The sequence below is a fragment of the Brevundimonas sp. genome, from assembly GCF_041919755.1.
Classification (GTDB): Bacteria; Pseudomonadota; Alphaproteobacteria; order Caulobacterales; family Caulobacteraceae; genus Brevundimonas.
The window spans coordinates 387,929-412,375 of the sequence record NZ_JAYRTD010000001.1 but is presented as its reverse complement, the minus strand read 5'-3'; the positions used below and the strand labels follow the sequence as shown (position 1 = coordinate 412,375).

Sequence of the window (24,447 nt, the reverse complement as noted above, 5' to 3'; positions counted from 1 at the left end):
CATTGAGTCTTCATGCTTGCTGACCCGTTAAGCCTTGCGGAAAATCGCCTGATACCGAGCGATGAGGTGCCCGTGGAGTGGGCCATGTCGGTCGGGTTGGTCCCCTATGACGCGGCGGTGGCCTTCATGGAGGCTCGGGTGGCGGCGATCGCGGCGGGCGAGGCCGCCGAGATGGTCTGGCTGCTGGAACATCCGCCGCTCTACACCGCCGGGGTGTCGTCGAAGGATGACGACCTGCTGGATGCGGGGCGGTTTCCGGTGCACCGAACGGGGCGGGGCGGGCAGTTGACCTATCACGGGCCGGGACAGCGAGTGGCCTATGTCATGCTGGACCTGAACCGGCGGGGGCGCGACGTGCGGGCCTTCGTGCGGGGGCTGGAGCAATGGATCATCCGAGCGCTGGACCGGTTGGGGGTCGAGGCGGGGGTGCGCGACGGGCGGGTCGGGGTGTGGGTCGAGCGTAAGGGCGCCGGCTGGAGCCGTGAGGACAAGATCGCCGCCATCGGCGTGAAGGTGCGCAGATGGGTCAGCTTTCACGGCATCAGCCTGAACGTCGAGCCGGACCTGGACCATTTCGGCGGCATCGTGCCGTGCGGCATCGCCGAGCACGGGGTGACCAGCCTGGTCGACCTGGGCGTCCTGGCCACTATGGACGAGGCGGACGCGGCCCTGCGGAGCGCATTCGAGGCCGTGTTCGGGCCAGTTAAGACGGCGAACGGGCCCGAGGTCTAGATAAAAGTTCGGCGGCGCAGGGTTGCCCCTGCGCCGCCGCGTCTTTTCGGTCTCAGTGAGACGATCAGGCTTCGGAGCCGAGACCGTCCTGCTGGCCTGCGCCACCTTCGACCATGTCGCGGGCCTGTTCGGCGGCCGCTTCGCGGTCTTCATCATAGGCGGACTTGATGACGTCCTCGCCCTTGGCCTGACGTTCGGCTTCTTCGGCCGAGCGTGCGACGTTGATCTTGACCGTGGCGGTGACCTCGGCGTGCAGGCGAACCAGCACTTCGTGGACGCCCAGGCTCTTGATCGGCACGTTCAGGACGACCTGCGAGCGCTCGACCTTGCCGCCCTCGGCCTGAACGGCTTCGGCGACGTCGCGACCGGCGACCGATCCGTACAGCTGACCGGTTTCACCGGCCTGGCGGATCATGACGTAGGTCTGACCGTCGATCTTGTCGGCGATCTTCTGCGACTCGGCCTTGTTCTTCTCGTTGCGGGCCTCGATGGCGGCGCGGTCGAGTTCGAAGGCTTTCAGGTTCGCCGAGGTGGCCCGACGGGCCTTGTCGCGCGGCAGAAGGAAGTTACGGGCGAAGCCGTCCTTGACGGACACGACGTCGCCGATGGCGCCGAGGTTCTCGACGCGCTCTAGCAGAACGACCTTCATATCACTTCACCACATACGGCAGGAGGGCCAGATAGCGGGCGCGCTTGATGGCCTTGGCCAGTTCGCGCTGCTTGATCTGGGAAACGGCGGTGATGCGCGAAGGCACGATCTTGCCGCGTTCGGAGATGTAACGCTGCAGCAGCTTCACATCCTTGTAGTCGATCTTTGGTGCGCCTTCGCCCGTGAACGGGCAAACCTTGCGGCGACGCGAGAAGGGACGACGGGCGGGGCCGGAGCCGGCCGGCGTACCCGGCTTGGGGGCAGTCGTATCGGTCATGATCCGGGTCCTTATTCTGCGGCTTCAGCGGCGGGGGCGTCTTCACGCGGCGTGCGCTCGCGCTCACGTTCACGCTCACGCTCGCGGCGGGCCAGGAGGGGCGACAGTTCCAGATCGAGTTCCTCGACGCGGACGGTCAGCCAACGCAGCACGTCCTCGTTGATCGACAGCTGGCGCTCGACCTCGGCCATGGCGGCCGGGGGGGCGTCGACGGCGAGCAGCGAATAGTGCGCCTTGCGGTTCTTCTTGACCCGGTAGGTCAGGTTGCGCAGACCCCAGTATTCGATCTTGGCGACCGAGCCACCACCGGCGACGATCAGATCCTTGATGGTGTCGTTCAGCGCTTCGGCCTGTTGCGCGCTGATGTCCTGGCGCGTCATGACCGTGTGCTCGTAAAGAGCCATGCGGTATTCTCCCTTGTAGGGCGTCGGCGCGAGGGGACCGGGTAAAGTCCTCTCCCACGATGGATCCGGGCGCGGCGGCCGGGATGACTTCCCAAACCCTTTGGAACTCCACGCCAGGACCGAAGCCCTGGAAAGGCGGCGCGTATAGTGGAAAAGGGGCGGGGGGTAAAGCCGCGTCTGAATTATCCCTGCGGACGAACGACCATGCAGGTGACACTGCGGGCGGCGAGGGCTTCGCAGGCGGCCTGGGCGGACTGTTCGGTCATGCCGGTGAAGCGCGAGCGGAACCAGCCCTCAGCATCGACGACGGTGCGCTCGGCAGAAGAGAACTGGGTGCGGAAGCGGCGCTGGACCTCGGTCAGCCAGTTGCGGGCCACGGTCTCGTCGCGGAAGGCGCCGACCTGAACGGCCCAGCCGCCGGAGGCGCGGGCCGGTGCGGCACGAGGTGCCGTCGTGCGGGTCATGGTCGCGGCGGGCGAGCGCCCACCATTCAGGATGGCGGTGACGTCGGCGGGCAGGTCGGCGGGCAGCTGTCCCGAACGTGTGGCGGGGCGGGCCGGCGCGCGCGGCTCAGGGCGGGGCGCAGGCGTGCGGGCGAGGGCGGCATAGGCGGTGCCTTCATCGCGGTTGGCTTCGTTGTTCGGTACGGCGGCCCCGGTGGAGGTGATCGAGGCGAACTGGACCTCGCCGGCCGGGCTGGAACTGAGGCCGAAGCCGCGCTGTTCGAAGAAGGCCTGGGTGATCGGGATGGACTGGCCGCGGTCGCGGGCGCGTTCCAGTTCGAAACCGGTATCCATCAGGGCGGCGACATGGGCGTTGCGGCTGGCGGTCGAGCGCCCGCCCAGCACGATGGTGATCAGCCGCTTGTCGCCGCGCACCGCCGAGGCGGCCAGGTTGAAGCCCGAGGCGTTGATGTAGCCGGTCTTCAGTCCGTCATAGCCGTTGCCGGTATGCAGCAGGCCGTTGGTGTTGCGGTAGTCACGGCCGTTGTAGGCCCAGTCGTGCTGGCCCAGATAGGCATAGTATTGCGGGTAGTCACGCATGATGGCGCGCGCCAGGATCGACAGGTCGCGCGCTGAGGTGATCTGGCGGCTGTCGGGCAGGCCGTTGGGATTGACGTAGACAGTCTGGGTCATGCCCAGCTCGCGCGCCTTCTGCGTCATGCGGGCGGCGAAACGGTCGTTGGAGCCGCCGACATGCTCGGCGATGGCCATGGCCATGTCGTTGGCACTGCGGACCGCCGTTGCGCGCATGGCGTTGTCGAGGCTGATGGTCTGGCCCGCGGCGAGGCCGAGTTTGGAGGGGGGTTCGCTGGCCGCGCGGATCGAGATGGTGAGCGTATCCGTCAACTTCACGTCGCCCTTCGAGAGCGACTCGAACGTCAGATACAGCGTCATCAGCTTGGTGATCGAGGCGGGATAGCGACGGGCGTCGGCGTTGCGCGCGAACAGGACCTCACCCGTTTCGGCATCCACGACGATGGCGGCGTAGCGAGTGTTGTCACCAGACTGGGCGACAGGTGGCGTGGCGGCCGGCGTGAAGGCCAGGCCCGCGATGAGGGCCAGCGACAGAAATCCGCGACGGATCAGGGCGATGGTCAGCACGACAGGCCTCACTCTTATAGACTGGCGCGACGGCGGCCCCACCACGCGACGCGAACAGAAAGGCTACCATGCGCCCCGTCCGTTTCGAGAGGGTAAACAAGGCGTCAACAGGATTGTGAAGTCTGGCTGACGATTTTGTGCAGCGCACAATAACCCTTGACGACTGTTCGCACTTGCACCATATGAGCCTCGTCGCGGCGGAATCGCCTGCTGCGAGAAAAATCAGTCGCGGGATCACTGCGACACCTCAGTTCAGGAGACTGTATCGTGACTGACGCCGTTGAAACCGTGAAGAAGACCGCCGACACCGTGAAGACCACCACCGAAAAGGCCCAGGCCAACTTCCAGGCCGGCGCTGAAAAGGCCCAGGCCACGTTCCAGGCCAATGCCGAGCAGGCCCAGGCCGCCGGTGCCAAGGTGTTCCGCGACGTCGCCGACAAGTCGGCCGCCGGCCTGGCCGAGCTGAACGCCCACAGCAAGCAGAACCTGGAAGCCATGGTCGCCTCGGCCACCGCCGCCCAGAAGGGCGTCGAGACCCTGTCGGCCCAATCGGTCGCCTTCACCAAGAAGTCGTGGGAAGACGGCGTCGCCGCCGCCCAGTCGATGGCCCAGGCCCGCTCGATCCAGGAACTGCTGGAACTGCAAACCAGCTGGGCCAAGTCGGCAACCGAAGCCTATCTGGCCGAAGTGACCAAGGCCACGGACGTCATGACCGCCTCGGTCAAGGACAGCTTCAAGCCGATCAACGAGCGCGTCACCGCCTCGGTCGAAAAGTTCCAGGCCGCCCGCTAAGCGCCTGACGACTTCAGTAGCGTAACGAGAAGGCCCCCGGAGCGATCCGGGGGCCTTTTTGTTGTTGAAGGCGTACGCGGAGTTTGCCCTCCCACCTTGGGGGAGGGTCGCTGAGCGCAGCAAAGCCGGGCGGGGAGGGCGCGGCGCTAATGAGCAGGTGCCCCGTTGCCTTGGGCCCTACCACCCGACCTCACTTCGTTTGGCCACCCACCCTCGAGCGGGAGGGACAGGCTTTTGCGCCTTCGCAAACAAAGAGGTGACTTGTCGCATCTTCAATTCAGGGCATCATCTCCTATCTGATCCATCGAACTTCCCAATTGGATTACGAATGCCGCCGTCACGCAGGAGCGGTGATCGGGACCAGGGCGCAGGCTCTGCCACCATCACCGAGACAAGGCCGAAACTTCAGAAGCCCTCGCTGTACCGGGTGCTGATCCTGAACGACGACTACACTCCGATGGAATTCGTGATCTATGTGCTGGAGCGGTTCTTTCAGAAGAGCCGCGAGGACGCGACCCGCATCATGCTGCATGTGCACCAGCATGGCGTCGGGGTCTGCGGCGTCTTCACCTATGAAGTGGCCGAAACCAAGGTCGCCCAGGTGATCGAAACCGCCCGGCGTCACCAGCATCCGCTGCAATGCACGATGGAAAAAGACTGAGAGGATAGCGCCCATGCCCTCATTTTCACGTCCTCTCGAAGAGACCCTGCACCGCGCGGTGCATTATGCAAACGAGCGCAAGCACGAATACGCCACGCTTGAGCACCTGCTGCTGGCGCTGATCGACGATCCGGATGCGGCGGGCGTCATGACCGCCTGCAATGTCGAGCTGGTCAATCTGAAGACGGCGCTGACGCTGTATGTCGATACCGATCTGGCGGCCCTGGCCACCAGCGACGGTGAGGATGCCAAGCCGACCGCCGGGTTTCAGCGCGTGATCCAGCGCGCGGTGATCCACGTCCAGAGCTCAGGCCGCGAGGAGGTGACGGGCGCAAACGTGCTGGTCGCCATCTTCAGCGAGCGCGAGAGCCATGCCGCCTACTTCCTGCAGGAGCAGGACATGACGCGCTATGATGCGGTCAACTATATCGCGCACGGCATCGCCAAGAAGGGCGGGGGCGAGACGCGTCCGGCCAAGGCCGGTGCCGCCAGCCCCGAGGACGCCGAGGACGCCGCCGCCGCCAAGACGGGCGGAGAGGCGCTGGAAGCCTATTGCGTCGACCTGAACCAGAAGTCCAAGAACGGCAAGATCGATCCCCTGATCGGCCGTCACGGCGAGGTCGAGCGGGCGATCCAGATCCTGTGCCGCCGGACCAAGAACAACCCGCTGCTGGTCGGCGAACCGGGCGTGGGCAAGACCGCGATCGCGGAGGGGCTGGCCCGCAAGATCGTCAACCACGAGGTTCCGGACGTACTGGAAGGCGCGACCATCTACAGCCTGGACATGGGTGCGCTGCTGGCCGGCACCCGCTATCGCGGCGACTTCGAGGAGCGACTGAAACAGGTCGTCAAGGAGCTGGAAAACCACGAGAACGCCATCCTGTTCATCGACGAGATCCACACGGTGATCGGCGCGGGCGCGACCAGCGGCGGGGCGATGGATGCGTCCAACCTGCTCAAGCCCGCGCTGGCGTCAGGCACCCTGCGCTGCATGGGGTCGACGACGTACAAAGAGTATCGCCAGCATTTCGAGAAGGACCGCGCCCTGGTGCGGCGCTTCCAGAAGATCGACGTCAACGAGCCGACGGTCGAGGATACGGTGAAGATCCTGAGAGGGTTGAAGAGCTCCTACGAGGGACACCACAAGCTGCGCTACACCGACGCCGCCATTCGCACGGCGGTGGAACTGTCGGCCCGCTACATGACCGACCGGAAACTGCCGGACAAGGCGATCGACGTGATCGACGAGGCGGGGGCGTCGCAGATGCTGCTGCCGGAATCGAAGCGCAAGAAGGTCATCGGCCAGAAGGAGGTCGAGGCCGTCATCGCCAAGATGGCCCGCATCCCCGCCAAGTCGGTCTCCAAGTCCGACACCGAAAGCCTGCGTCAGCTTCAGGACGATCTGAACCGCGTGGTCTTCGGCCAGTCGGCGGCGATCGAACAGGTCTCTGCGGCCATGAAGCTGGCCCGGGCGGGCCTGCGCGATCCGCAGAAACCGATCGGGGCCTTCCTGTTCAGCGGGCCCACGGGCGTCGGCAAGACCGAGGTCGCCAAGCAGCTGGCCTCCACCCTGGGCATCGAGATGCAGCGCTTTGACATGTCGGAATACATGGAGCGCCACACCGTCAGCCGTTTGATTGGGGCCCCTCCGGGCTATGTTGGGCATGACCAGGGCGGCCTGCTGACCGATGCCGTGGATCAGCATCCGCATTCGGTGGTCCTGCTGGACGAGATCGAGAAGGCGCACCCGGATGTCTACAACATCCTGTTGCAGGTGATGGACAACGGCATGCTGACCGATGCGGTCGGCAAGAAGGTGGATTTCAGGAACACCATCCTGATCATGACCACCAATGCCGGGGCGGCCGACAACGCCCGCGCCTCCATCGGGTTTGGCCGGGGCAAGGTCGAGGGCGAGGACGACAAGGCCATCCAGCGGCTGTTCGCGCCGGAGTTCCGCAACCGTCTGGACGCCATCGTGGCCTTCAAGGCGCTGGACGCCGAGACGATCCGCAGCGTGGTGACCAAGTTCATGATCCAGCTGGAAGGCCAGCTGGGCGACCGCAACATCACCATCGAACTGTCGGACGAGGCCAACGACTGGCTGGCCAAGAACGGCTTCGACGAACTGTATGGCGCGCGTCCCCTGGCGCGGGTCATTCAGGAGCACATCAAGAAGCCGCTGGCCGACGACATCCTGTTCGGACGCCTGACGCGTGGCGGCCATGTGAAGGTGGAGCTGAAGGACGGCAAGATCGCCTTCGACATCACCCCGACCAAGGGTGCGCCGGAGAAGGTGGCCGAGGACGCGGACGTCGTCGCGGACTGACGCCTAATCCTCCCCCGTCGGGGGAGGGGAACCACGAAGTGGTGGAGGGGGCTGGCAGCATGCGCCGATGTTTGGGGCTGGCCCCCTCCACCGCCGTGCCGGCGGTCCCCCTCCCCCGATGGGGGAGGAATGATCCAAAGAAAAAGGCCCGGGCATCGCTGCCCGGGCCTTTTGTCTGTGCGGCGAACGCCTCGCCTTACCGGCGGCGACCCAAGCCGCTCAGCAGCACGGCCACGCCGGCCACGATGCCGGTGGTCAGCAGGGGCTTGCGGCGGGCGAAGTCCAGACCCTGGCGGGCCTTTTCCTGATACTGGACCGGGGCCTTTTCAACGAGGCCGTCTAGGCCGTCGATGACGCGACCATAGGCGTCCAGCGCCTTGCCCTTGACCTGATCGAACTTGCCTTCGGCCTGCAGGCGGTCATTGCCGGTCAGGCCGCCGATGCCGTCCTTGATGCGGCCACCGACAGTGTTGGCGGCGCCTTCGATACGTTGGTCGGTCATGGAGAAATCCTCTCGAATGAATGGGTGCCGGGAAGGCGTGCCGTCATAGCGCAGAGAGGAGCGGGGGGTTCCGTTTGCAGACATGAAACCTTGGCAATACCTCGCCTCAGATTAGCCCACCTTCACCCGCGTCGCTGCCTCCGGCAGATCCTCCCCGAACGCCCGCTGATAGAACTCGGCAATCGTCGGGCGTTCCAGTTCGTCGCACTTGTTCAGGAAGGTCAGGCGGAAGGCCAGCCCCACGTCGCCGCCGAAGATGATGGCGTTCTGGGCCCAGGTGATGACGGTGCGGGGGCTCATGACGGTGGAGATGTCGCCGTTCATGAAGGCGTTGCGGGTCATGTCGGCGACACGGACCATGGCGGCGATCTTGCGCTTGCCCTCGGCGTCAGCCCATTCGGGAACCTTGGCGGCGACGATCTCGGCCTCCACGTCGTGGTCGAGGTAGTTCAGGGTGGTGACGATGTTCCAGCGGTCCATCTGGCCCTGATTGATCTGCTGGGTGCCGTGATAAAGGCCCGAGGTGTCGCCCAAGCCGATGGTATTGGTCGTGGCGAACAGGCGGAACAGGGGATGCGGGCGGATCACCCGGTTCTGGTCCAGCAGGGTCAGACGGCCCTGCGCCTCCAGCACGCGCTGGATCACGAACATCACATCGGGACGGCCGGCGTCGTATTCGTCGAAGACCAGGGCGATCGGGCGCTGGATGGCCCAGGGCAGCATGCCCTCGCGGAACTCGGTGACTTGTTTGCCGTCCTTCAGGACGATGGCGTCCTTGCCAACCAAGTCGATGCGGCTGACGTGGCTGTCTAGATTGACGCGCACCAGGGGCCAGTTCAGGCGAGCGGCGATCTGTTCGATATGGGTCGACTTGCCGGTGCCGTGATAGCCCTGGACCATGACGCGGCGGTCGAAGCTGAAGCCCGCGCAGATGGCGAGCGTCGTCTGGGGGTCGAAGCGATAGCTGTCATCGATCTCGGGCACATGGGGATCGCGCTCGGCGAAGACCGGCACGGTCATGTCGCTGTCGACGCCGAACAGTTCGCGCACGCTGGCGTGGCGCGCGGGTTCAAGCGTCAGCAGGGGATCGGGGGTGGCGTCGAGCAGGGAGGTCATGCCCCCTCCTAGAGGCACCGCGCGCGAGGCTCAACATGCGCGCGGTGCCGCAGGGATTTATTCCGCGCTGACGCGAACGTCGACGCCGCCGCGGGTGGCGTTGGAATAGGGGCAGACCTGATGGGCACGCTCCACAAGCGACTGGGCCGTCGCCTGATCCAGGCCGGTGTCGGTGACCTTCAGGGCCACGTCGAGGTTGAAGCCTTCGCCCCTGGTGTTCTTGCCGAAACCGACCGAGGCGTGGACCTGGGTGTCGGGACCGACGGGCGTGCCGGCCTCCTTTGAGACCAGACGCAATGCGCCCAGGAAGCACGCGGCATAGCCGGTGGCGAACAGCTGTTCGGGATTGGTGCCGGGGCCGTCGTCGCCGCCCATGGCCTTGGGCACCGACAGGCTGACGTGGATCTTGCCGTCGTCCGTGCGGCTGCGACCGTCGCGGCCACCGCCGGTGGCGGAAGCGTGGGCTGTGTAGAGGACGTCCATGAGAGAGCTCCTGAGTGAAGGGGCTCCTTAGCTAGGCACGACCCGGCCCAATGCTAGGCCGCGAGGCCGGCCTTCTTGAGCGTCTTGTAGGCCTTGATGACGCGCTGCAGCTTCATCTCGGCCCCGCGGTCGCCCTGGTTCAGGTCCGGGTGGAAGCGTTTCAGCAGCTCGTGATAGCGCGCCTTGACGCCGGCCTTGTCGGTGCGGGCATCAAGATCGAGGTCGGCGAGGGCCGCACGCTCCAGCTTGCCGAGGCGCAAGCTGTCCTCACCGGCAGGCGAGGCCTGTTCCTGGGTGCGGCGGCCGAACAGGCCGAAGCTGTCGCGCCAGTTACCGGGATCGGCCTTCAGCTTGCCGCGACGCACGGCATCGGCGGCGGCCTCACGCGAGTTGGCCCCGGCCTTCATCTCCCAGGTCGGGCGACCGCCGGTCATGGCCTCGTTCTCCTTGGCGGCGCGGATTTCGTCCTCGCTCATGCCGGCGTAGAAGTTCCAGCCCTTGTTATATTCGCCCGCGTGCTTCTGACAGAAGTCATAGAAGTCGTTCAGCCGCTCGCGCGACTTGGGCGCGCGGGCCGTCGCGGCCTGACGGCAGTCGGGCCATTCGCAAGGCTTCTGGCCAGGCTTCAGATGCAGGACATCGGCCTTGGCCGCCTCTTCCTCGGGGCGGGGCGGCTTGATCCGCATGTCGGTGAAGCGGGGCTTGTATTGAAAGTCGTTCGGCATCGCACAAAGTGTAGGGCCGATTTGGACTTCAACAAGGACAAGACCATGCCGGACGGCCCGATTGCGACGATTATCCGCGAAAAACTGACCGCGGCCCTTTCGCCAAGCCGTCTGGAGTTGGATGACGACAGCGCGCGCCACGCCGGGCACCATCACGAAGGCGGCGTGGATGCAACGCCCGGCGGAGAGAGCCATTTCAATCTGACCGTGGTGTCGCAGGCCTTCGAAGGTCAGGCGAGGGTGCAGCGTCAGCGGACGATCAACACCCTTTTGCGCGACGAACTGGCTGGGCCGGTGCACGCCCTGTCGATCACGGCTCTCACGCCCGGCGAGGACGCCGCGACGGCGAGCTAATCCTCGCTGCCTCAGCCGCAGCGGGCCGGATTACATCGTTCACCCCGTCTTAGAAGGTTGTTCGTAGCCTGACATTTGGGGTTGTGTGACTGTGGGACGGGCAATGGTCGAATCGGACGGGATCGGCAAGGCGCTGACGGGCGAGCAGCGCCCCGGCGAAGCCGCACAGGCCCTGCGCGCCATCCTGCAGACCCAGTATCTGCGCTATCTGATCATTGCCAGCTGGGCGGTCGGTCTGCTGCCGGTTGTAGGCGGCATCAACGCCCTGATCTGGTTCTTCGGGACCGTGGTGGCGGGTGCCTTGCGCGGTCAGGTCGAAAAGGGCGTCAGTTCGCGCGTCGGATCTGGCTGGGGCATGGTCTTCCCGCTTGTGGCGACAGCTACGACGGCGGCTTGGGCCGTCGCACCATTGATGGCGTGGTTCTCGGGCCATCCGTTCGGCCATGCGCTGGCGATGGCGCTGCTGATTTCCGGCTATGTGCTGGTGTTCGCGCAGTTGCGCAGTTCGCCGCGGCAGGCCTTGGTCATTTCTTCGCCTTATGGTGTCGCGGCCCTGATCATCCTTGCGTCGCTGTGGGGATCGTCGCTGTTCTGGGCCTTCCTGGCTGTGGTGCCATTTACGGTGGCCGGCCTGTTCGTGCTGGTGACCATGACAATGCTGCGCGAGGATCGCATCACGGCATTCCAGGAGCATCAGGCGCATCTGATCGAGGAGCTGGAGGCCGCGCGTGACAAGGCCAAGGCAGCCAGCGACGCCAAATCCAACTTCCTGGGCGTGATCTCGCACGAACTGCGGACGCCGATGAACGGTGTGCTGGGCGCGGCCCAGCTGCTGGCCTCGACCCGGCTGGAAACCAGCCAGCGGGAGTATCTGTCGATCATCCGAAACTCGGGCGACAATCTTCTCAGCTTGCTGAACGACATTCTGGACATGACCAAGATTGAGGCGGGTCGCATGACCTTCGAGGTCGTGGACATCCACAGTGACGACATGCACCGCCGGGCTGCCGGTCCGTTTCAGGCCCAGGCCGAGGCCAAGGGGCTGACCTTCGTCTCGCGCTTTGAGGGTGACGTCCCCGCCATCGTGCGCGGCGATCCGCTGCGCGTTTGCCAGGTTCTGCACAATCTGCTGTCCAATGCCGTGAAGTTCACCGATGCGGGCGAGGTCGTGTTCTTGGCCAAGTGCACGCGGCTGTCGGACGACCGGGTGAAGTTCGACTTCTCTGTGACTGATTCGGGGGCCGGTATCGCGCCGGCCGATTTGGAGCGCCTGTTTCAGCCCTTCACCCAGGTCGATGCGTCGTCGACACGCCGGTTCGGTGGCACGGGCCTGGGCCTGACCATTGCCAAGCGTATGGCCAACATCATGCACGGCGACATCCATGTGGAATCGACCCCGGGCAAGGGTTCGACCTTCACCTTCACCGTCGAGGCCCAGGTCGTCGCCTGGACCACGCAGAAGGAGGCGGAGCCGATTCACGCCGATGTCGAGGGCGGTGGTGCCCTTAGTGTCCTGATCGTGGAGGACCATCCGGTCAATCGCATGATCTTGGAGGCCTGGATGGGATCGGCCGGACATGTGTCATCCACAGCCGAAAACGGACAGATCGCCGTCGAGGTGGCCGGTCGCGAGCGGTTCGACCTGATCGTAATGGACGTCAATATGCCGGTCATGGACGGGCTGTCGGCGACGCGGGCCATACGCGGTGCGGTCGGTCCCAACACCGAAACGCCAATCGTGGTGCTGTCCGCATCGGCACGGCGAGAGGATCATCAGGCCGGTCTGGATGCCGGCGCAGACGCCTATCTGAACAAGCCTATCGATTTCGCGGCCCTGGCACGCGTGATGAACCAGGTGGGCGGGGGCAGGGCGAGCGTGCGCCGCCTGGAAGATAGCGGCGAGATTTCGGTCGCGGCCTGAACGGGGCCTGAGCCCGGTCGTTCAGGCGGGCCTCAGGGGCGGCGGAGCACTGTGGGCTCAAGTCGAAATGGTTCGACGACCGCTCAAGGAGCCCATCATGAACAAGATCCTCACCGCTACGCTGGCTGCCGTGATCGCCGGCTCGACCGTGGGCGTTGCTACGGCCGCAGAGGCCCAGTCGCGCCACGACCGTCAGGACCGTCGCGAACTGCGTCAGGACCGCCGTGAGTTCCGTCAGGAACAACGTCAGGACCGCCAGGAGTTCCGTCAGGAACAGCGTCAGTATGCCCGCTGGCAGCAGGCCCAGCGACGCTACAACGCGCCCCGCTACGTCGCCCCGCGCGGCTACGCGGTTCGCCAGTGGTCCTATGGCCAGCGCATGCCGTCCTACTATCGCACCAATGCCTATGTGGTGCGCGACTACGGCCGCTATGGCTTGCGTCAGCCTCCGCAAGGCTACCACTATGTCCGCAGCGGCAATGATGTCGTCCTGACCGCCGTGGCGACGGGTTTGATCACAGCCGTGATCGCCGGCCTGTTCAACTAAAGCCGACCGACGACCGAGACTGCGCCCCGGAAGGAGACTTCCGGGGCGTTTTCGCGTTTGGTGCTGATCTGCCGCCGAACGGGACCGCATGCGCGCCTTTGCCGAACTTCTGGACCGCCTGTCGCTGACGGCGTCGCGCAACGCCAAGCTGGTCTTGGTGCGCGACTATCTGAAGGCGACGCCGGACCCGGACCGAGGCTGGGCCCTGGCAGCCCTGACCGGCGATCTGACGTTCGATGCGGCCAAGCCGGCGATGATCCGCAAGGCGACGGAGGCCCGGGTCGATTCCGTGCTGTTCGGCTGGTCCTATGACTATGTCGGCGATCTGGCGGAGACAGTGGCGCTGATCTGGCCCGTCGATCCGGCCTACCGGCCCAATCGCGAACCGGAATTGTCGGAGGTGGTGGATGCCTTGCATCAGGCGTCGCGGGCGGAAGTCCGGCCCTTACTGGAGGGCTGGCTGGACGCGCTGGAGCCCAAGGGGCGTTGGGCCCTGCTGAAGCTGATGACTGGCGCGCTGCGGGTCGGGCTGTCGGCGCGGCTGGCCAAGACGGCGGTGGCGATGATGCGACCTACGGAGGTTGATGCTCCCCCTTCGCCGGACAGCGAACGGGGAAGTGTGGTGCTGGAGCCCGTCACGGCATCCGACATCGAGGAAATCTGGCATGCACTGAGCCCACCCTATGATGATCTGTTCGCCTGGCTGGAGGGGCGCAGCGAGCGACCCAGCGGCGATGCACCCGGGCGGTTCCGGCCGGTCATGCTGTCGGTCGCCATCGACGAGGCCGTGGATTTCGAGAGGCTGGACCCGGCGGACTATGTCGCGGAATGGAAATGGGACGGCATCCGCGTGCAGGCGGTGCGCGAGCAGGGTGTGCAGAAGCTTTATTCCCGGACGGGCGACGAGATATCCGCAGCCTTTCCCGATGTCATGGCCGGGCTGTTCTTCGAGGGAGCCATCGACGGGGAGCTGGTAGTCTGGCGAGCCAATCCTCAATGCGGGGGGCAGGTCGCGCCGTTCGGTGACCTGCAGCAACGGTTGAACCGCAAGACGGCGGATGCGGCCATGCTGGAAAAGTTTCCGGCCGCCATCGTGGCCTATGACCTGCTGGCCGAGGACGGGGAGGATGTGCGCGGTCTGACCCTGGCCGAGCGACGACCCCGGCTGGAGGCGCTGGTGGCGCGAAACGGCGAGGGGACGCTGCATCTGTCGCCGCTTGTCCCGTTTGACGAGTGGGAGGCGCTGGTGCCGCTGAGGCTCGATCCGCCGGTCGGGGCCGCGGCCGAGGGGCTGATGCTGAAGCACAAGGACAGCGTCTATGTCGGCGGACGACCCAAGGGGCCATGGTTCAAGTGGAAGCGCGACCCACATGTGATCGATGCGGTGCTGATGTACGCCCAGCGCGGGCATGGCAAACGTTCCAGCTTCTATTCCGACTATACCTTTGGCGTCTGGACCGACGAGGGGACGCTAACCCCGGTCGGCAAGGCCTATTTCGGCTTCACCGACGAGGAGCTGAAGCAGATCGACAAGTTCGTGCGTGACAACACGGTCGATCGGTTTGGGCCGGCGCGGTCGGTGAAGGCCGAGCCGGATTTCGGCCTGGTGCTGGAAATCGCCTTCGAGGGGTTGAACCGATCGACGCGGCACAAGTCGGGCGTGGCCATGCGGTTTCCGCGCGTCAGTCGCATCCGCTGGGACAAGCCGGCGCGTGAGGCCAATACCCAGGCCGATGTGATGGACCTGCTCGACTCGCTTGAACGCAGCGGTGGACGACTGGTCCGGTAACCACCTTGCTTAGTGGGCCTGCAACGCGGGGTGGTCTAACCTGACCCAGGGTTGGAGCGTTGACTGCAGGTGTTGAGAGTGCCCGATCTGTCCTTTCTGGCCAAACCGCCGCCGCTTCGGCTGGGCGTCGACATGCCGGATCGCTATCGCATCACCCTGGCAACTATGATCACCGAGCCGTGGCTGCTGTTCGGGGCCTGGGCGGCCGGCGGGCTGGTGCTGGCCTTGCTGGGCTTCTGGCAGATCGCGCTTGTGACGAGCGGGATGGGTGCCTCCGTGGACATGGTGATCCAGCGGAGACTGCGCCGTCTGTGGCACGCGGAACCTATCGACCCGCGTCGAGGCATTCAGGGCCTGATGCCGATCGTCGCCCTGAGATTCAGCCTGGGTGTGGCCGGGTCTATCGCAGCCCTGCTGACCGCTCACAGCCCGGCGCTGATGGCGGTCGTCATGATGCTGCAGGCTTGGTCGATCTGTGTGGCCATGGCCCAGTTCAATGCCGTGCCGCGCCTGTACATCACCGCGGTGATGCCGCCGCTGGTCGCCGTAGGCGTGGCCTTCTGGCCCTATGTCCTGACTGCGGCGGGGCCCGCGCTGGTGGGATCGATGCTGCTGCTGGTCGGCATACTGGTGGTGATCGGACAACAGGCCGGGGAGGTGTGGACCGCGTGGAGCGAGTCCTGCGCTGAGAATAGGCGATTGATCGATGAATTGAGGGCTGCACGTGTCGCCGCCGACGCAGCGTCGCAGGCCAAGTCGACCTTCCTGGCGACCATGAGCCATGAGGTGCGCACGCCGCTGAACGGCATCCTCGGCATGACGCAGTTGATGGCCATGAACCCGCTGGACAAGACGCAGCGCGAGCGGGTCGAGGTGATCCGCCGGTCGGGGGAGACGCTGCTGGGCACGCTGAATGCCGTGCTGGACCTGTCCCGGATCGAGGCCGGGCGGTTGGAGTTGACGGACGGCGTCGTCCATCCCGCCCAGATCGCGGCGGACAGCGTCAGCACCTTTGCCGCCTCGGCCGGGTTGAAGGGGCTGTCGCTCACGTCCTCGGCCGGGCCTGAGGTGGCGGGTGGCTTTCGCGGTGATCCGGTGCGGCTGCGTCAGATCATCGACAATCTTGTGGGCAATGCCATCAAGTTCACGGCAGGCGGCAGCGTGCATCTGTCAATCGCTTTGCGGGACGACCAACTGGTGTTCGAGGTGCGAGACACCGGACTGGGCATCGCGCCCGAGGACCTATCGCGGATCTTCAGCCCCTTCGAACAGGCCGACGGCTCGCACCGGAGGGCGCACGAGGGGTCGGGTCTGGGTCTGGCCATCTGTCGCCAACTGGCGGAGTTGATGAAGGGGCGGCTCGAGGCCGAGAGCGTGATGGGACGGGGCAGCGTCTTTCGGCTGACCGTGCCGGCCGAAGAGGCTGAGGCGACCGCGGCTCAGACCGCGCAACCTGTCAACGATGCGCTGGGTAGTTTTTCAGTGCTGGTGGCCGAGGACAATGAGACCAACCGGACGGTGATCCGCAGCCTTCTGGAGCATCTGGGTGCCCAGCCGCATCTGGTCGAGAACGGTCGCCAGGCCATCGAGGCTTTGGCCCTGCGCCCGTTCCAGCTGATCCTGATGGACGTCCAGATGCCCGAGATGGACGGGCTGGAGGCGACGCGCGCGATCCGCCGGGGCGAAGCGGGGCGGGCGGGGGTCGAGGTGCCGATCATCGGCCTGACCGGCAATGCCATGGACCATCAGGTGGCCGAATGTTTGGCGGCGGGCATGACGTCGGTCGTGCCCAAGCCGATCGAACTGTCGGTGCTGGTCGCGGCCATCAATGCGGCGATGGTCGAGATGGAAAGCGCGCCACGCCGGGCAGGTTCGGGGTTCTAATCCGCGAGACAGGCGTTAAACCCCCCGCATGCTCTCTACATCCCTGACCGAAACCGTGACCCAGGCCGTGGCCGCCGGCGAGCAGGCCGTGGCCGTCGATACCGCCATGATCGCCAAGCTGACCGACATGGCGGGCGACTTTGCGATCAATTTGTCGGTTGCTGTGCTGATCCTGGCCGCGACGGTGGTCGCCGCAAAATGGGCAGCCAGAGCCACGCGTAAGGCCCTGGGGCGTCTGCGCGGGTTCCGGCACGACCCGACGGTGCTCAGCTTTGCCGTGCAGGTGGTGCGGGTTCTGGTCTATGTCATCGGTTTCATCGCCGTGCTGCAGCGGCTGGGCGTGCAGACGACCTCGATCATCGCGGTGCTGGGCGCAGCGTCGCTGGCGGTGGGCCTGGCCCTGCAAGGGACGCTGTCCAATGTGGCGGCGGGCGTGATGCTGCTGGTGCTGAGGCCGTATCGCGTCGGCGATCTGATCGACATCAACGGCAATGTCGGCAAGGTCACCCGGCTGGACCTGTTCTTCACCCAGATGTCGGATGCCAACAACGTCAAGATCGTGGTGCCCAACAGCAAGGTATTTGCCGACACCATGCTGAACTTGTCGGGCCAACAGACGCGACGGATCGAGCTGAAGATCGGGGTTGGCTATGGAGCAAACCTGAACCACGCCCGCAATGTGCTGACAGCGGCGGCGGCGGCCCACGACAAGGTGCTGAAGGATCCCGAACCCTGGGCCGGGGTGACCAATCTGCTGGACAGTTCGGTCGAGGTCAGCCTGCATGCCTGGACCAAGTCCGAGGACTACTGGCAGACCAAGGCTGATGTGTTCCAGGCGGCCAAGGAGGCGCTGGACGCGGCCAGCATTGAAATCCCGTTCCCGCATCAGGTCGCCGTTCCCTATGGAGATGCGGAGGCGGCCATGCCCATCCTGGCCGTGCGTGATGCGACGACGGACCGGCCCGACGGCCATGCCAGCCCCGGCGACGCCCATCAGGACAGCGGAGAGGCCTGAGCCATGCGCTATGACTTCGGCTCGGACAATACGGCGGGCATGGCCCCCTCGGCGCTGAAGGTGCTCGGAGACGCCAATGCGGGCTATGCGAAGGCCTATGGATTGGACGAGATAACCCAACGGGCGGCGGACCAGATTCGCCAGCGGCTGGATGCCGATGCTGAGGTGCGGTTCGTGTTCTCAGGCACGGCAGCCAACGCCATTGCCCTGTCGATGCTGGCCCAGCCACACGAAGCGGTGCTGGCGCACCACGCGGCGCATATCTGTACCGACGAGACCGGAGCACCGGGGTTTTTCGGGCATGGTGTGGGCCTGATCGGCCTGCCGGGATTTTCGGGCAAGATCGATCCGTTGGCCCTGACAGCGGCGCTGGACGAGCCGGTGGTCGGGCATCGCCAGCCGGCGGCGGCGCTGAGCCTGACCCAGTGCACGGAATATGGCGCTGTCTATTCCGAGGAGGAGCTGAGGCATCTGATCGAGCCCGCGAAGCTGCGCGGGTTCGGCGTGCATATGGATGGGGCGCGACTGGCCAATGCGGCGGCGGGTGGATTCGACCTGACCCAGATCGCGCGCCTGGGGGTCGATATCCTGGTATTTGGCGGGGCGAAAGCAGGGGCGAACTGCACCGAAGCCATCGTCATGTTCGACAAGTCACTGGCCCGAAGGATCGACAACCGGCTGAAACAGGCGGGACAGACGGCGTCCAAGGCGCGGTTCCTGGCGGCGCCCTTCCTGGGTCTGCTGGAGAGCGGGGAGTGGGAGACGGGCGCCGCCCATGCCAATCGCATGGCACAGAGATTGGCCGACGGGATCGAGAGCCGGTCGTCATTCGTGCTGGCCCATCCAGTCGAGGCCAATGCAGTCTTCGTGCGGATGCCGCCCGAGGCGCACGCCCGGCTGAACGCCCTGGGTTGGGCCTGCTATATGTTCGACGATGGCTCGGTACGGTTCGTCTGTTCCTGGGCCAGTGAGGAGGGTGTCGTGGACGAGCTGATCGAAGCGATCGCCACGCTCTGATCGCGTCGTTTGTCAGACGGTAAGCCTTGTCGGGCAGGAACAAAAGGTGGCCACGTCCGTTGAGCGACAGACCGTCGCCCTATCCGATGGACCAGGGGACTAAACGCATGACAGCAGCCGCCAATGTAAACGCCCCCGCATCCGAGTGGGTCGAGCGCTATAGATCGGTCCGCGCCGCCATGCCCGCTTTGGCGAAAGGTCTGTCAGCAGAGGATCTGGCCGCCCAGTCGATGCCGGACTGCAGCCCTGGCAAGTGGCATCTGGCGCATACCAGCTGGTTCTTCGAGGCCATGCTGCTGGCGGGCCAGGCGGGATATGAGCCCGTCGATGCGCGTCTGCAGGCGCTGTTCAACAGCTATTACGAAGCGCTGGGCCAGCGGGTGAACCGGTTCGAGCGCGGCCTGATGACCCGCCCGTCGCTGGACGAGGTCATGGTCTATCGCGCCGAGATCGACCGGCGGATGATCGACTGGCTGGAGCGTACCGAACTGGACGAGCGCCAGACCTATTTGCTGACCCTGGGCCTGCATCACGATCAGCAGCATAAAGAGCTTTTCCTGATGGATGTGCTGAACCTGATGTCGCGCTCGCCGCTGGAGCCGGCGGCCTATGCCGTCGAGCCGCGCGTGCGGCCGCTGGAGCCGAGGCTGGGCGGGGTCGTTCGGCTGGAGGGTGGGCTGACCCAGGTCGGGCACGACGGGTCAGGCTTTGCGTTCGACAACGAAGGGCCGTCGCACCGGGTCTGGCTGGAGCCGTTTGGCCTGGCCGTCGATCTGGTGACCAATGGCGACTGGCTGCGGTTCATCGAGGATGGCGGTTACCGCCGTGCCGAGCTGTGGCTGTCGGACGGCTGGGCGACGGTGAAGGCCGAGGGCTGGCAGGCCCCGCTGTACTGGCACCGCGATGGCGATAGCTGGTCGGTGATGTCCCTGACGGGGCGGGTCACGCTGGATCCGGAGGCTCCGGTCCGACACATCAGCTTCTACGAGGCCGACGCCTTCGCGCGCTGGGCGGGCAAGCGCCTGCCGACCGAGGCGGAATGGGAGCATGCGGTGCGATGTCGTGCCGATGGCTTCGCCAATGCGTTCGGCGAGGTCTGGCAGTGGACTTCCAGCGCTTACGGCCCATATCCCGGCTTCGCACCGACCGAGGGCACGGCCTCGGAGTACAACGGCAAGTTCATGGCCAATCAGATGGTCTTGCGGGGCTCCAGCTTTGCAACGCCGTCGGGCCACGACCGGGTCAGCTATCGCAACTTCTTCTATCCGCATCAAAGGTGGGCATTCATGGGACTTCGACTGGCCGAAGACGCGCCCAAACGTGGTGAGGCGAAGACGCGGGACGGCGAGGTGGCCCGGTTTCGGCGCGACCTGATCGCGGTGCTGTCGCAGTCGCCGAAGGTCGCCTCGCCCAAATGGTTCTATGATGCGCGTGGCTCGGACCTGTTCGAAGACATCACCCGTCTGCCTGAATACTATCCGACCCGGCAGGAGGCGGCGCTGCTGCGCACGGTGGCCCCGAAATGGGCCGACCTGTTCGGGCCTGATGCGGTGCTGGTCGAGTTCGGCTCGGGGGCCAGCGAAAAGACGCGGATCGTTCTGGATGCCGCACCTGGACTGGCCGCCTATGTGCCCATCGACATCAGCGCCGATGCGTTGAATGGCGCGGTCGCACGCATCAGCGAGGGCTATCCCGACCTGAAGGTCGTGCCGCTGGTCGGCGACTTCCTGCACATGCCGCCGCTACCAGAGGGCATCGGGTCAGGCCGACGGATCGGCTTTTTCCCCGGCTCGACGATCGGCAATCTGGAGCGGGACGAGGCGATCGCCTTTCTGAAGTCGGCCCGCAGCCTGCTGGGATCCGATGCGCTGTTCATTCTGGGGGTCGATCTGGTGAAAGAACCGGAGATCCTGATCGCCGCCTATGACGACTCAGCGGGCGTGACGGCGGCGTTCAACCGCAATCTGCTGGTGCGGGCGAATGCCGAACTCGAAGCCGATTTCGATGTGGACTCCTTCGCCCACGAGGCGCGCTGGAATGCCGAGGCGCAGCGGATGGAAATGCATCTCGTCGCCACCCGCGACATGGAGGTGACCATCTGCGGCACGCGCGTGTCCTTCGTGGAGGGCGAGACGATCCATACCGAAAGTTCACGCAAGTTCACCGAGGACACGGTCCGCGAACTGGCCACGGCGGCCGGCTGGGTGGTCACGGCGTTCGAAACCGGCGAAGCCCCGTCTGTGGCCCTGGCCCTGCTGGGCACATGACTGCAGGCATGAAAAAGGCGGCCCCGGATCGGGTGCCGCCTGGTTTCTTGTCGCGTTCCGAAGCTTATTCTGCGGGTGGGGCATCCTTGGGATTGCGCGTACCGTGAGAGGCTTCTCCTCCCTTGCGGCCCGCTTGGGCAGCCAGGCTGCGATCCTGGGAAAAGCTGCGTTTTTCGCTGGGCACGCTGGCACCGCCTTTGCGGGCGATCTCGCGCTGACGTTCGGGATCCATGGAAGCGAATCCTCGCTTGGAAACCCCGGAGGCTTTTGTCGGCTGGCCTTGAGCCATCGGTTGATCCTTTCGAGAAACGGTAATGGTCGGTGAAAGAACCCTCTGTCCACTGTCCGGTTCCGGGTCAGACCTCACGGATTTGAGAGCGTTACGGGTCGTAACGCCTCGCAAGGTCAGACCGCGTCGTGAGGCCGCGAGTCGCCCTCGCCGCCGCCGCCGGGCTCCAGCGGCGGCACCTCGTCGGGCGTGCTGGAGGGGTCAATGTCGGGGCCGGGCGTGTCCGGCGGAAGGATGTCGGGCTGGGGCGTTCCGGGGGGAGTGGGTTCGATGAAGGTCATGATCGTCTCTCCTTGCAGGAGAAGAACGGGTCGGAACGCTCGTTGTTCATCCCGATCTACTGCGGAGGTCGGAACTGGCGGGCGGCGGGCGGATTGAACCAGTCCCCATTTCACCTTGATCGAGGACGATCCGATGACCGACACGACCGCCAATCCCTATGGCACCGAGATTGCCGATGACGATCAGGAGACCCCGTCCGCCCGGCTGGAGCGTCAGGCCGACGCCCTGCTGCGATCGGAAGAGGACAAGACATTCGGCTCGCCCCAGCCGCTGCGTCGCGCGGTCCGCGAGGATGCCAAGGCAGCTGCGGACTGGAGCCGTACGCGCGCTGTGCGGGTCCGCAGCGCCATCGAGGACGAGCCGGTCAAATCCAGCGTCATAGCGCTGGGTGTCGGCGTGATCATCGGCCTGTTGCTGTCGCGCTAGGCGACGCCTTCAGGAGGGACCGGATGCAGGGCGCGCGATCGGCGCGCGCTGCATCGCCGCGTCTGACACGAATGGATTGCTCCGGCGTTCGGCCCCGAAGGTCGAGGCCGGGCCATGGCCAGGAACGAACTGAACGTCGTCGCCGAGCGGCCAGAGCTTGGTCACGATGGATTGCAGCAGGGCACCGGGATCGCTGCGCGGAAAGTCGGTCCGCCCGACTGACCCCGAAAACAGCACGTCTCCGACCTGGGCAAACCGGGCCTGTCTATTGAAGAAGATCACATGACCAGGGGTATGGCCGGGGCAGTGATAGACCTCCCACATCGTCTCACCGAGCGTGACCGTATCACCGTCGGCGAGCCAGCGGGTCGGGGTAAAGCTGCGAGCCTCCGGCAGGCCGTAAGCCTGGCCTTGGGCCGGGATGCCGTCTATCCAGAACTGATCCTCCGGGTGAGGACCGATGATATCGACACCGGCCTTTCCTGCCATCTCGGCCGCCCCGCCCGCGTGGTCGAGATGGCCGTGGGTGATCCAGATCTGGTCCAGGCTCAGTCCGCGCCGCGCGACCTCGGCGATGATCGCGTCCACCGACCCGCCCGGATCGATCACAGCGGCCTTTTTCGTGGTCGTGCACCAGACGGTGGTGCAGTTCTGCTGCAGCGGCGTCACGGGTGTCACAAAGACGCCGATAGGGGCAGGGCGCTGGGTCATACTCCGCAGATAGCGGTGCTGGACGATGGTGACCAGACCGGAGCGCTCGCGCGTTGACCTTTGGGCCGGGCATCGACATAAGGGCGGGCTTCGAGGTGCCGCTCTGCAAGGGGCGGCCCTTATTGCTTCATCCCCATCGCGGGCACCGCCACAGTGGTGCCGCCACAGAGCGTCAGAAGTCCGACCATGCAAGTCGTCGAAAAGTCCAATGAAGGCCTGAGCCGCGTCATCGCGGTGACCGTTCCCGCCGCCGAGCTGAACAGCAAGCTGGATGCCAAGCTGAAGGAAGTCGCGCCGCAGATGAAGCTGAAGGGCTTTCGTCCGGGCAAGGTGCCGGTCGCGCACGTCAAGAAGACCTTTGGCCGCGACTTCATGGGCGAGATCATCAACGACACCCTTAACCAGACCAGCCAGCAGGCCCTGGACGACGCCAAGCTGCGTCCCGCCGCGCCCGCCGAGATGAAGCTGATCAGCGACATGGACAAGGTCGTCGCCGGTCAGGAGGACCTGTCCTACGAGATGGCGCTGGAAGTCATGCCCGACTTCACGCCGGTGGATCCCAAGACGCTGAAGCTGAACCGCCCGACCTATGAGGCAACCGATGCCGATCTGGACGAGGCGCTGACCGAACTGGCCGGCCAGGCCAAGTCGTACGAAGACAAGAAGGGCAAGGCCGTGAAGGCCGCCGAGGGCGACGAGGTCACCATCGACTTCCTGGGCAAGCTGGATGGCGAACCCTTCGAAGGCGGCGCCGCCGAGGACACCCAGCTGGTGATCGGCTCCAACCGCTTCATCCCCGGCTTCGAAGAGCAGCTGAAGGGCACCAAGGCCGGCGAGGAGAAGGTCCTGAACGTGACCTTCCCCGAAGACTATCAGGCCAAGCACCTGGCCGGTAAGGCCGTGACCTTCGACGTCAAGGTCAAGGCCATCAAGGCTGAGGCCGAGGCCAAGATCGACGACGACTTCGCCAAGCGCATCGGCATTGAATCGCTGGACAAACTGAAAGAGCTGCTGAAGACCAATCTGGACCAGCAGTACGTCGGGGCCGCCCGCTTCAAGCTGAAGCGCGCCCTGCTGGACGAGCTGGACAAGGCCCACAACTTCCCGCTGCCACCCAAGATGGTCGAGGCCGAGTTCGAGGGCATCTGGCAGCAGGTGCAGGCCGACAAGGAGGCCGGCCGCCTGCCCGAGGACGACGCCAAGAAGTCCGAGAAGAAGCTGAAGGAAGAGTACCAGAAGATCGCCGAGCGCCGCGTGCGCCTGGGTCTGGTTCTGGCCGAGATCGGCCGCGCCAACAACGTCCAAGTCTCGGATCAGGAACTGAACAACGCCATCATGAACGAGGCCCGCAACTATCCGGGCCAGGAGCGTCAGGTGCTGGACTTCTATCGCCAGAACCCCAATGCCGCCGCCCAGATGCGCGCGCCCATCTATGAGGAGAAGGTCTGCGACCTGATCTTCGACCAGGCCGAGGTGACCGACACGCCGATCACCAAGGAAGAACTGCTGAAGGAAGACGACGACATCTGATCGTCTTCGCGCCTATAACTGCTTGATCCCCGTTCCGGTCGCCGGAGCGGGGATTTGCTTTTCAGGGGTGACTTGCATCACGCGGTGAGCGACGCGATATCCTGATCCAGAGGGACGCCGACGGCGAGTCGGCTCCATATC

25 protein-coding genes are annotated in these 24,447 nt (G+C 65.3%); 14 read left to right on the top strand and 11 right to left on the bottom strand.

Going from position 1 to position 24,447, the window contains the following annotated elements:
* Positions 1 to 12 precede the first annotated feature (12 nt).
* A complete protein-coding gene (gene lipB, locus ACE3TH_RS02180; protein WP_374596888.1) occupies positions 13 to 732 on the top strand; it encodes a lipoyl(octanoyl) transferase LipB in 720 nt (239 codons plus the stop codon).
* Between the two features lie 64 nt (positions 733 to 796).
* Here the strand turns inward: lipB and rplI are convergent, their stop codons facing one another.
* From rplI to ACE3TH_RS02160, 4 genes are all read right to left on the bottom strand, one after another.
* Positions 797 to 1,381: a 50S ribosomal protein L9 gene (rplI, locus tag ACE3TH_RS02175; RefSeq protein WP_374596886.1), complete on the bottom strand. Its 585-nt coding sequence runs from the start codon at positions 1,379 to 1,381 to the stop codon at positions 797 to 799.
* Between the two features lies 1 nt (position 1,382).
* On the bottom strand, positions 1,383 to 1,658 hold the full coding sequence (gene rpsR, locus ACE3TH_RS02170) for a 30S ribosomal protein S18 (RefSeq protein ID WP_292171729.1): 276 nt from the start codon (positions 1,656 to 1,658) through the stop codon (positions 1,383 to 1,385).
* Positions 1,659 to 1,669: 11 nt separating this feature from the next.
* Complete coding sequence (gene rpsF / locus ACE3TH_RS02165; protein ID WP_296170631.1) at positions 1,670 to 2,062, bottom strand: 30S ribosomal protein S6; 393 nt, start codon at positions 2,060 to 2,062, stop codon at positions 1,670 to 1,672.
* A gap of 182 nt (positions 2,063 to 2,244) precedes the next feature.
* Positions 2,245 to 3,666: a serine hydrolase gene (locus tag ACE3TH_RS02160; protein WP_374596884.1), complete on the bottom strand. Its 1,422-nt coding sequence runs from the start codon at positions 3,664 to 3,666 to the stop codon at positions 2,245 to 2,247.
* Between the two features lie 267 nt (positions 3,667 to 3,933).
* Between ACE3TH_RS02160 and ACE3TH_RS02155 the strand changes: the two genes are divergently transcribed.
* The 3 genes from ACE3TH_RS02155 (at position 3,934) to clpA (ending at position 7,448) form a co-directional block, all read left to right on the top strand.
* A complete protein-coding gene (locus tag ACE3TH_RS02155) occupies positions 3,934 to 4,458 on the top strand; it encodes a phasin family protein (protein ID WP_374596882.1) in 525 nt (174 codons plus the stop codon).
* Between the two features lie 328 nt (positions 4,459 to 4,786).
* Positions 4,787 to 5,119, top strand: a complete 333-nt coding sequence (gene clpS / locus ACE3TH_RS02150; RefSeq protein WP_374596880.1) for an ATP-dependent Clp protease adapter ClpS — start codon at positions 4,787 to 4,789, stop codon at positions 5,117 to 5,119.
* 13 nt (positions 5,120 to 5,132) lie between these two features.
* A complete protein-coding gene (gene clpA, locus ACE3TH_RS02145) occupies positions 5,133 to 7,448 on the top strand; it encodes an ATP-dependent Clp protease ATP-binding subunit ClpA (protein ID WP_374596878.1) in 2,316 nt (771 codons plus the stop codon).
* Between the two features lie 196 nt (positions 7,449 to 7,644).
* Here the strand turns inward: clpA and ACE3TH_RS02140 are convergent, their stop codons facing one another.
* The 4 genes from ACE3TH_RS02140 to ACE3TH_RS02125 form a co-directional block, all read right to left on the bottom strand.
* Complete coding sequence (locus tag ACE3TH_RS02140; RefSeq protein WP_374596876.1) at positions 7,645 to 7,950, bottom strand: CsbD family protein; 306 nt, start codon at positions 7,948 to 7,950, stop codon at positions 7,645 to 7,647.
* A 111-nt stretch (positions 7,951 to 8,061) separates the two neighbouring features.
* Complete coding sequence (gene cobS / locus ACE3TH_RS02135) at positions 8,062 to 9,066, bottom strand: cobaltochelatase subunit CobS (RefSeq protein ID WP_374596874.1); 1,005 nt, start codon at positions 9,064 to 9,066, stop codon at positions 8,062 to 8,064.
* A gap of 57 nt (positions 9,067 to 9,123) precedes the next feature.
* A complete protein-coding gene (locus ACE3TH_RS02130; RefSeq protein ID WP_374596872.1) occupies positions 9,124 to 9,549 on the bottom strand; it encodes an organic hydroperoxide resistance protein in 426 nt (141 codons plus the stop codon).
* Between the two features lie 53 nt (positions 9,550 to 9,602).
* Entirely contained in the window at positions 9,603 to 10,274 is a 672-nt protein-coding gene (locus ACE3TH_RS02125; RefSeq protein WP_374596870.1) for a J domain-containing protein, read from the bottom strand.
* 45 nt (positions 10,275 to 10,319) lie between these two features.
* On the opposite strand from ACE3TH_RS02125, the gene ACE3TH_RS02120 reads away from it, so the two are divergent.
* The 8 genes from ACE3TH_RS02120 (at position 10,320) to egtB (ending at position 21,068) form a co-directional block, all read left to right on the top strand.
* Complete coding sequence (locus ACE3TH_RS02120; RefSeq protein ID WP_374596868.1) at positions 10,320 to 10,628, top strand: BolA family protein; 309 nt, start codon at positions 10,320 to 10,322, stop codon at positions 10,626 to 10,628.
* A gap of 103 nt (positions 10,629 to 10,731) precedes the next feature.
* On the top strand, positions 10,732 to 12,549 hold the full coding sequence (locus ACE3TH_RS02115) for an ATP-binding protein (RefSeq protein ID WP_374596866.1): 1,818 nt from the start codon (positions 10,732 to 10,734) through the stop codon (positions 12,547 to 12,549).
* A 97-nt stretch (positions 12,550 to 12,646) separates the two neighbouring features.
* Positions 12,647 to 13,096: an RcnB family protein gene (locus ACE3TH_RS02110; protein ID WP_374596864.1), complete on the top strand. Its 450-nt coding sequence runs from the start codon at positions 12,647 to 12,649 to the stop codon at positions 13,094 to 13,096.
* A gap of 88 nt (positions 13,097 to 13,184) precedes the next feature.
* On the top strand, positions 13,185 to 14,885 hold the full coding sequence (locus ACE3TH_RS02105; protein WP_374596862.1) for a cisplatin damage response ATP-dependent DNA ligase: 1,701 nt from the start codon (positions 13,185 to 13,187) through the stop codon (positions 14,883 to 14,885).
* A gap of 78 nt (positions 14,886 to 14,963) precedes the next feature.
* Positions 14,964 to 16,769, top strand: coding sequence for an ATP-binding protein (locus tag ACE3TH_RS02100; protein WP_374596860.1), 1,806 nt, complete (start codon positions 14,964 to 14,966; stop codon positions 16,767 to 16,769).
* Between the two features lie 28 nt (positions 16,770 to 16,797).
* Entirely contained in the window at positions 16,798 to 17,784 is a 987-nt protein-coding gene (locus tag ACE3TH_RS02095) for a mechanosensitive ion channel family protein (protein WP_374596859.1), read from the top strand.
* Between the two features lie 3 nt (positions 17,785 to 17,787).
* A complete protein-coding gene (locus ACE3TH_RS02090) occupies positions 17,788 to 18,801 on the top strand; it encodes a low specificity L-threonine aldolase (RefSeq protein WP_374596858.1) in 1,014 nt (337 codons plus the stop codon).
* Positions 18,802 to 18,908: 107 nt separating this feature from the next.
* A complete protein-coding gene (egtB, locus tag ACE3TH_RS02085) occupies positions 18,909 to 21,068 on the top strand; it encodes an ergothioneine biosynthesis protein EgtB (RefSeq protein ID WP_374596856.1) in 2,160 nt (719 codons plus the stop codon).
* Between the two features lie 64 nt (positions 21,069 to 21,132).
* On the opposite strand, the gene ACE3TH_RS02080 is transcribed toward egtB, so the two are convergent.
* On the bottom strand, positions 21,133 to 21,357 hold the full coding sequence (locus ACE3TH_RS02080) for a general stress protein (protein WP_292171786.1): 225 nt from the start codon (positions 21,355 to 21,357) through the stop codon (positions 21,133 to 21,135).
* 116 nt (positions 21,358 to 21,473) lie between these two features.
* Positions 21,474 to 21,638, bottom strand: a complete 165-nt coding sequence (locus ACE3TH_RS02075; protein WP_374596854.1) for a hypothetical protein — start codon at positions 21,636 to 21,638, stop codon at positions 21,474 to 21,476.
* A 133-nt stretch (positions 21,639 to 21,771) separates the two neighbouring features.
* Here ACE3TH_RS02075 and ACE3TH_RS02070 point away from each other — a divergent pair, with 133 nt between their 5' ends.
* Positions 21,772 to 22,065 (top strand): hypothetical protein, encoded by a 294-nt coding sequence (locus ACE3TH_RS02070; protein ID WP_374596852.1) that lies wholly within the window; start codon positions 21,772 to 21,774, stop codon positions 22,063 to 22,065.
* 9 nt (positions 22,066 to 22,074) lie between these two features.
* Here ACE3TH_RS02070 and ACE3TH_RS02065 read toward each other — a convergent pair whose 3' ends face one another.
* Positions 22,075 to 22,776 (bottom strand): MBL fold metallo-hydrolase, encoded by a 702-nt coding sequence (locus tag ACE3TH_RS02065; RefSeq protein ID WP_374596850.1) that lies wholly within the window; start codon positions 22,774 to 22,776, stop codon positions 22,075 to 22,077.
* A gap of 186 nt (positions 22,777 to 22,962) precedes the next feature.
* Between ACE3TH_RS02065 and tig the strand changes: the two genes are divergently transcribed.
* Positions 22,963 to 24,306: a trigger factor gene (gene tig, locus ACE3TH_RS02060; RefSeq protein ID WP_374596848.1), complete on the top strand. Its 1,344-nt coding sequence runs from the start codon at positions 22,963 to 22,965 to the stop codon at positions 24,304 to 24,306.
* Positions 24,307 to 24,447: the final 141 nt, after the last annotated feature.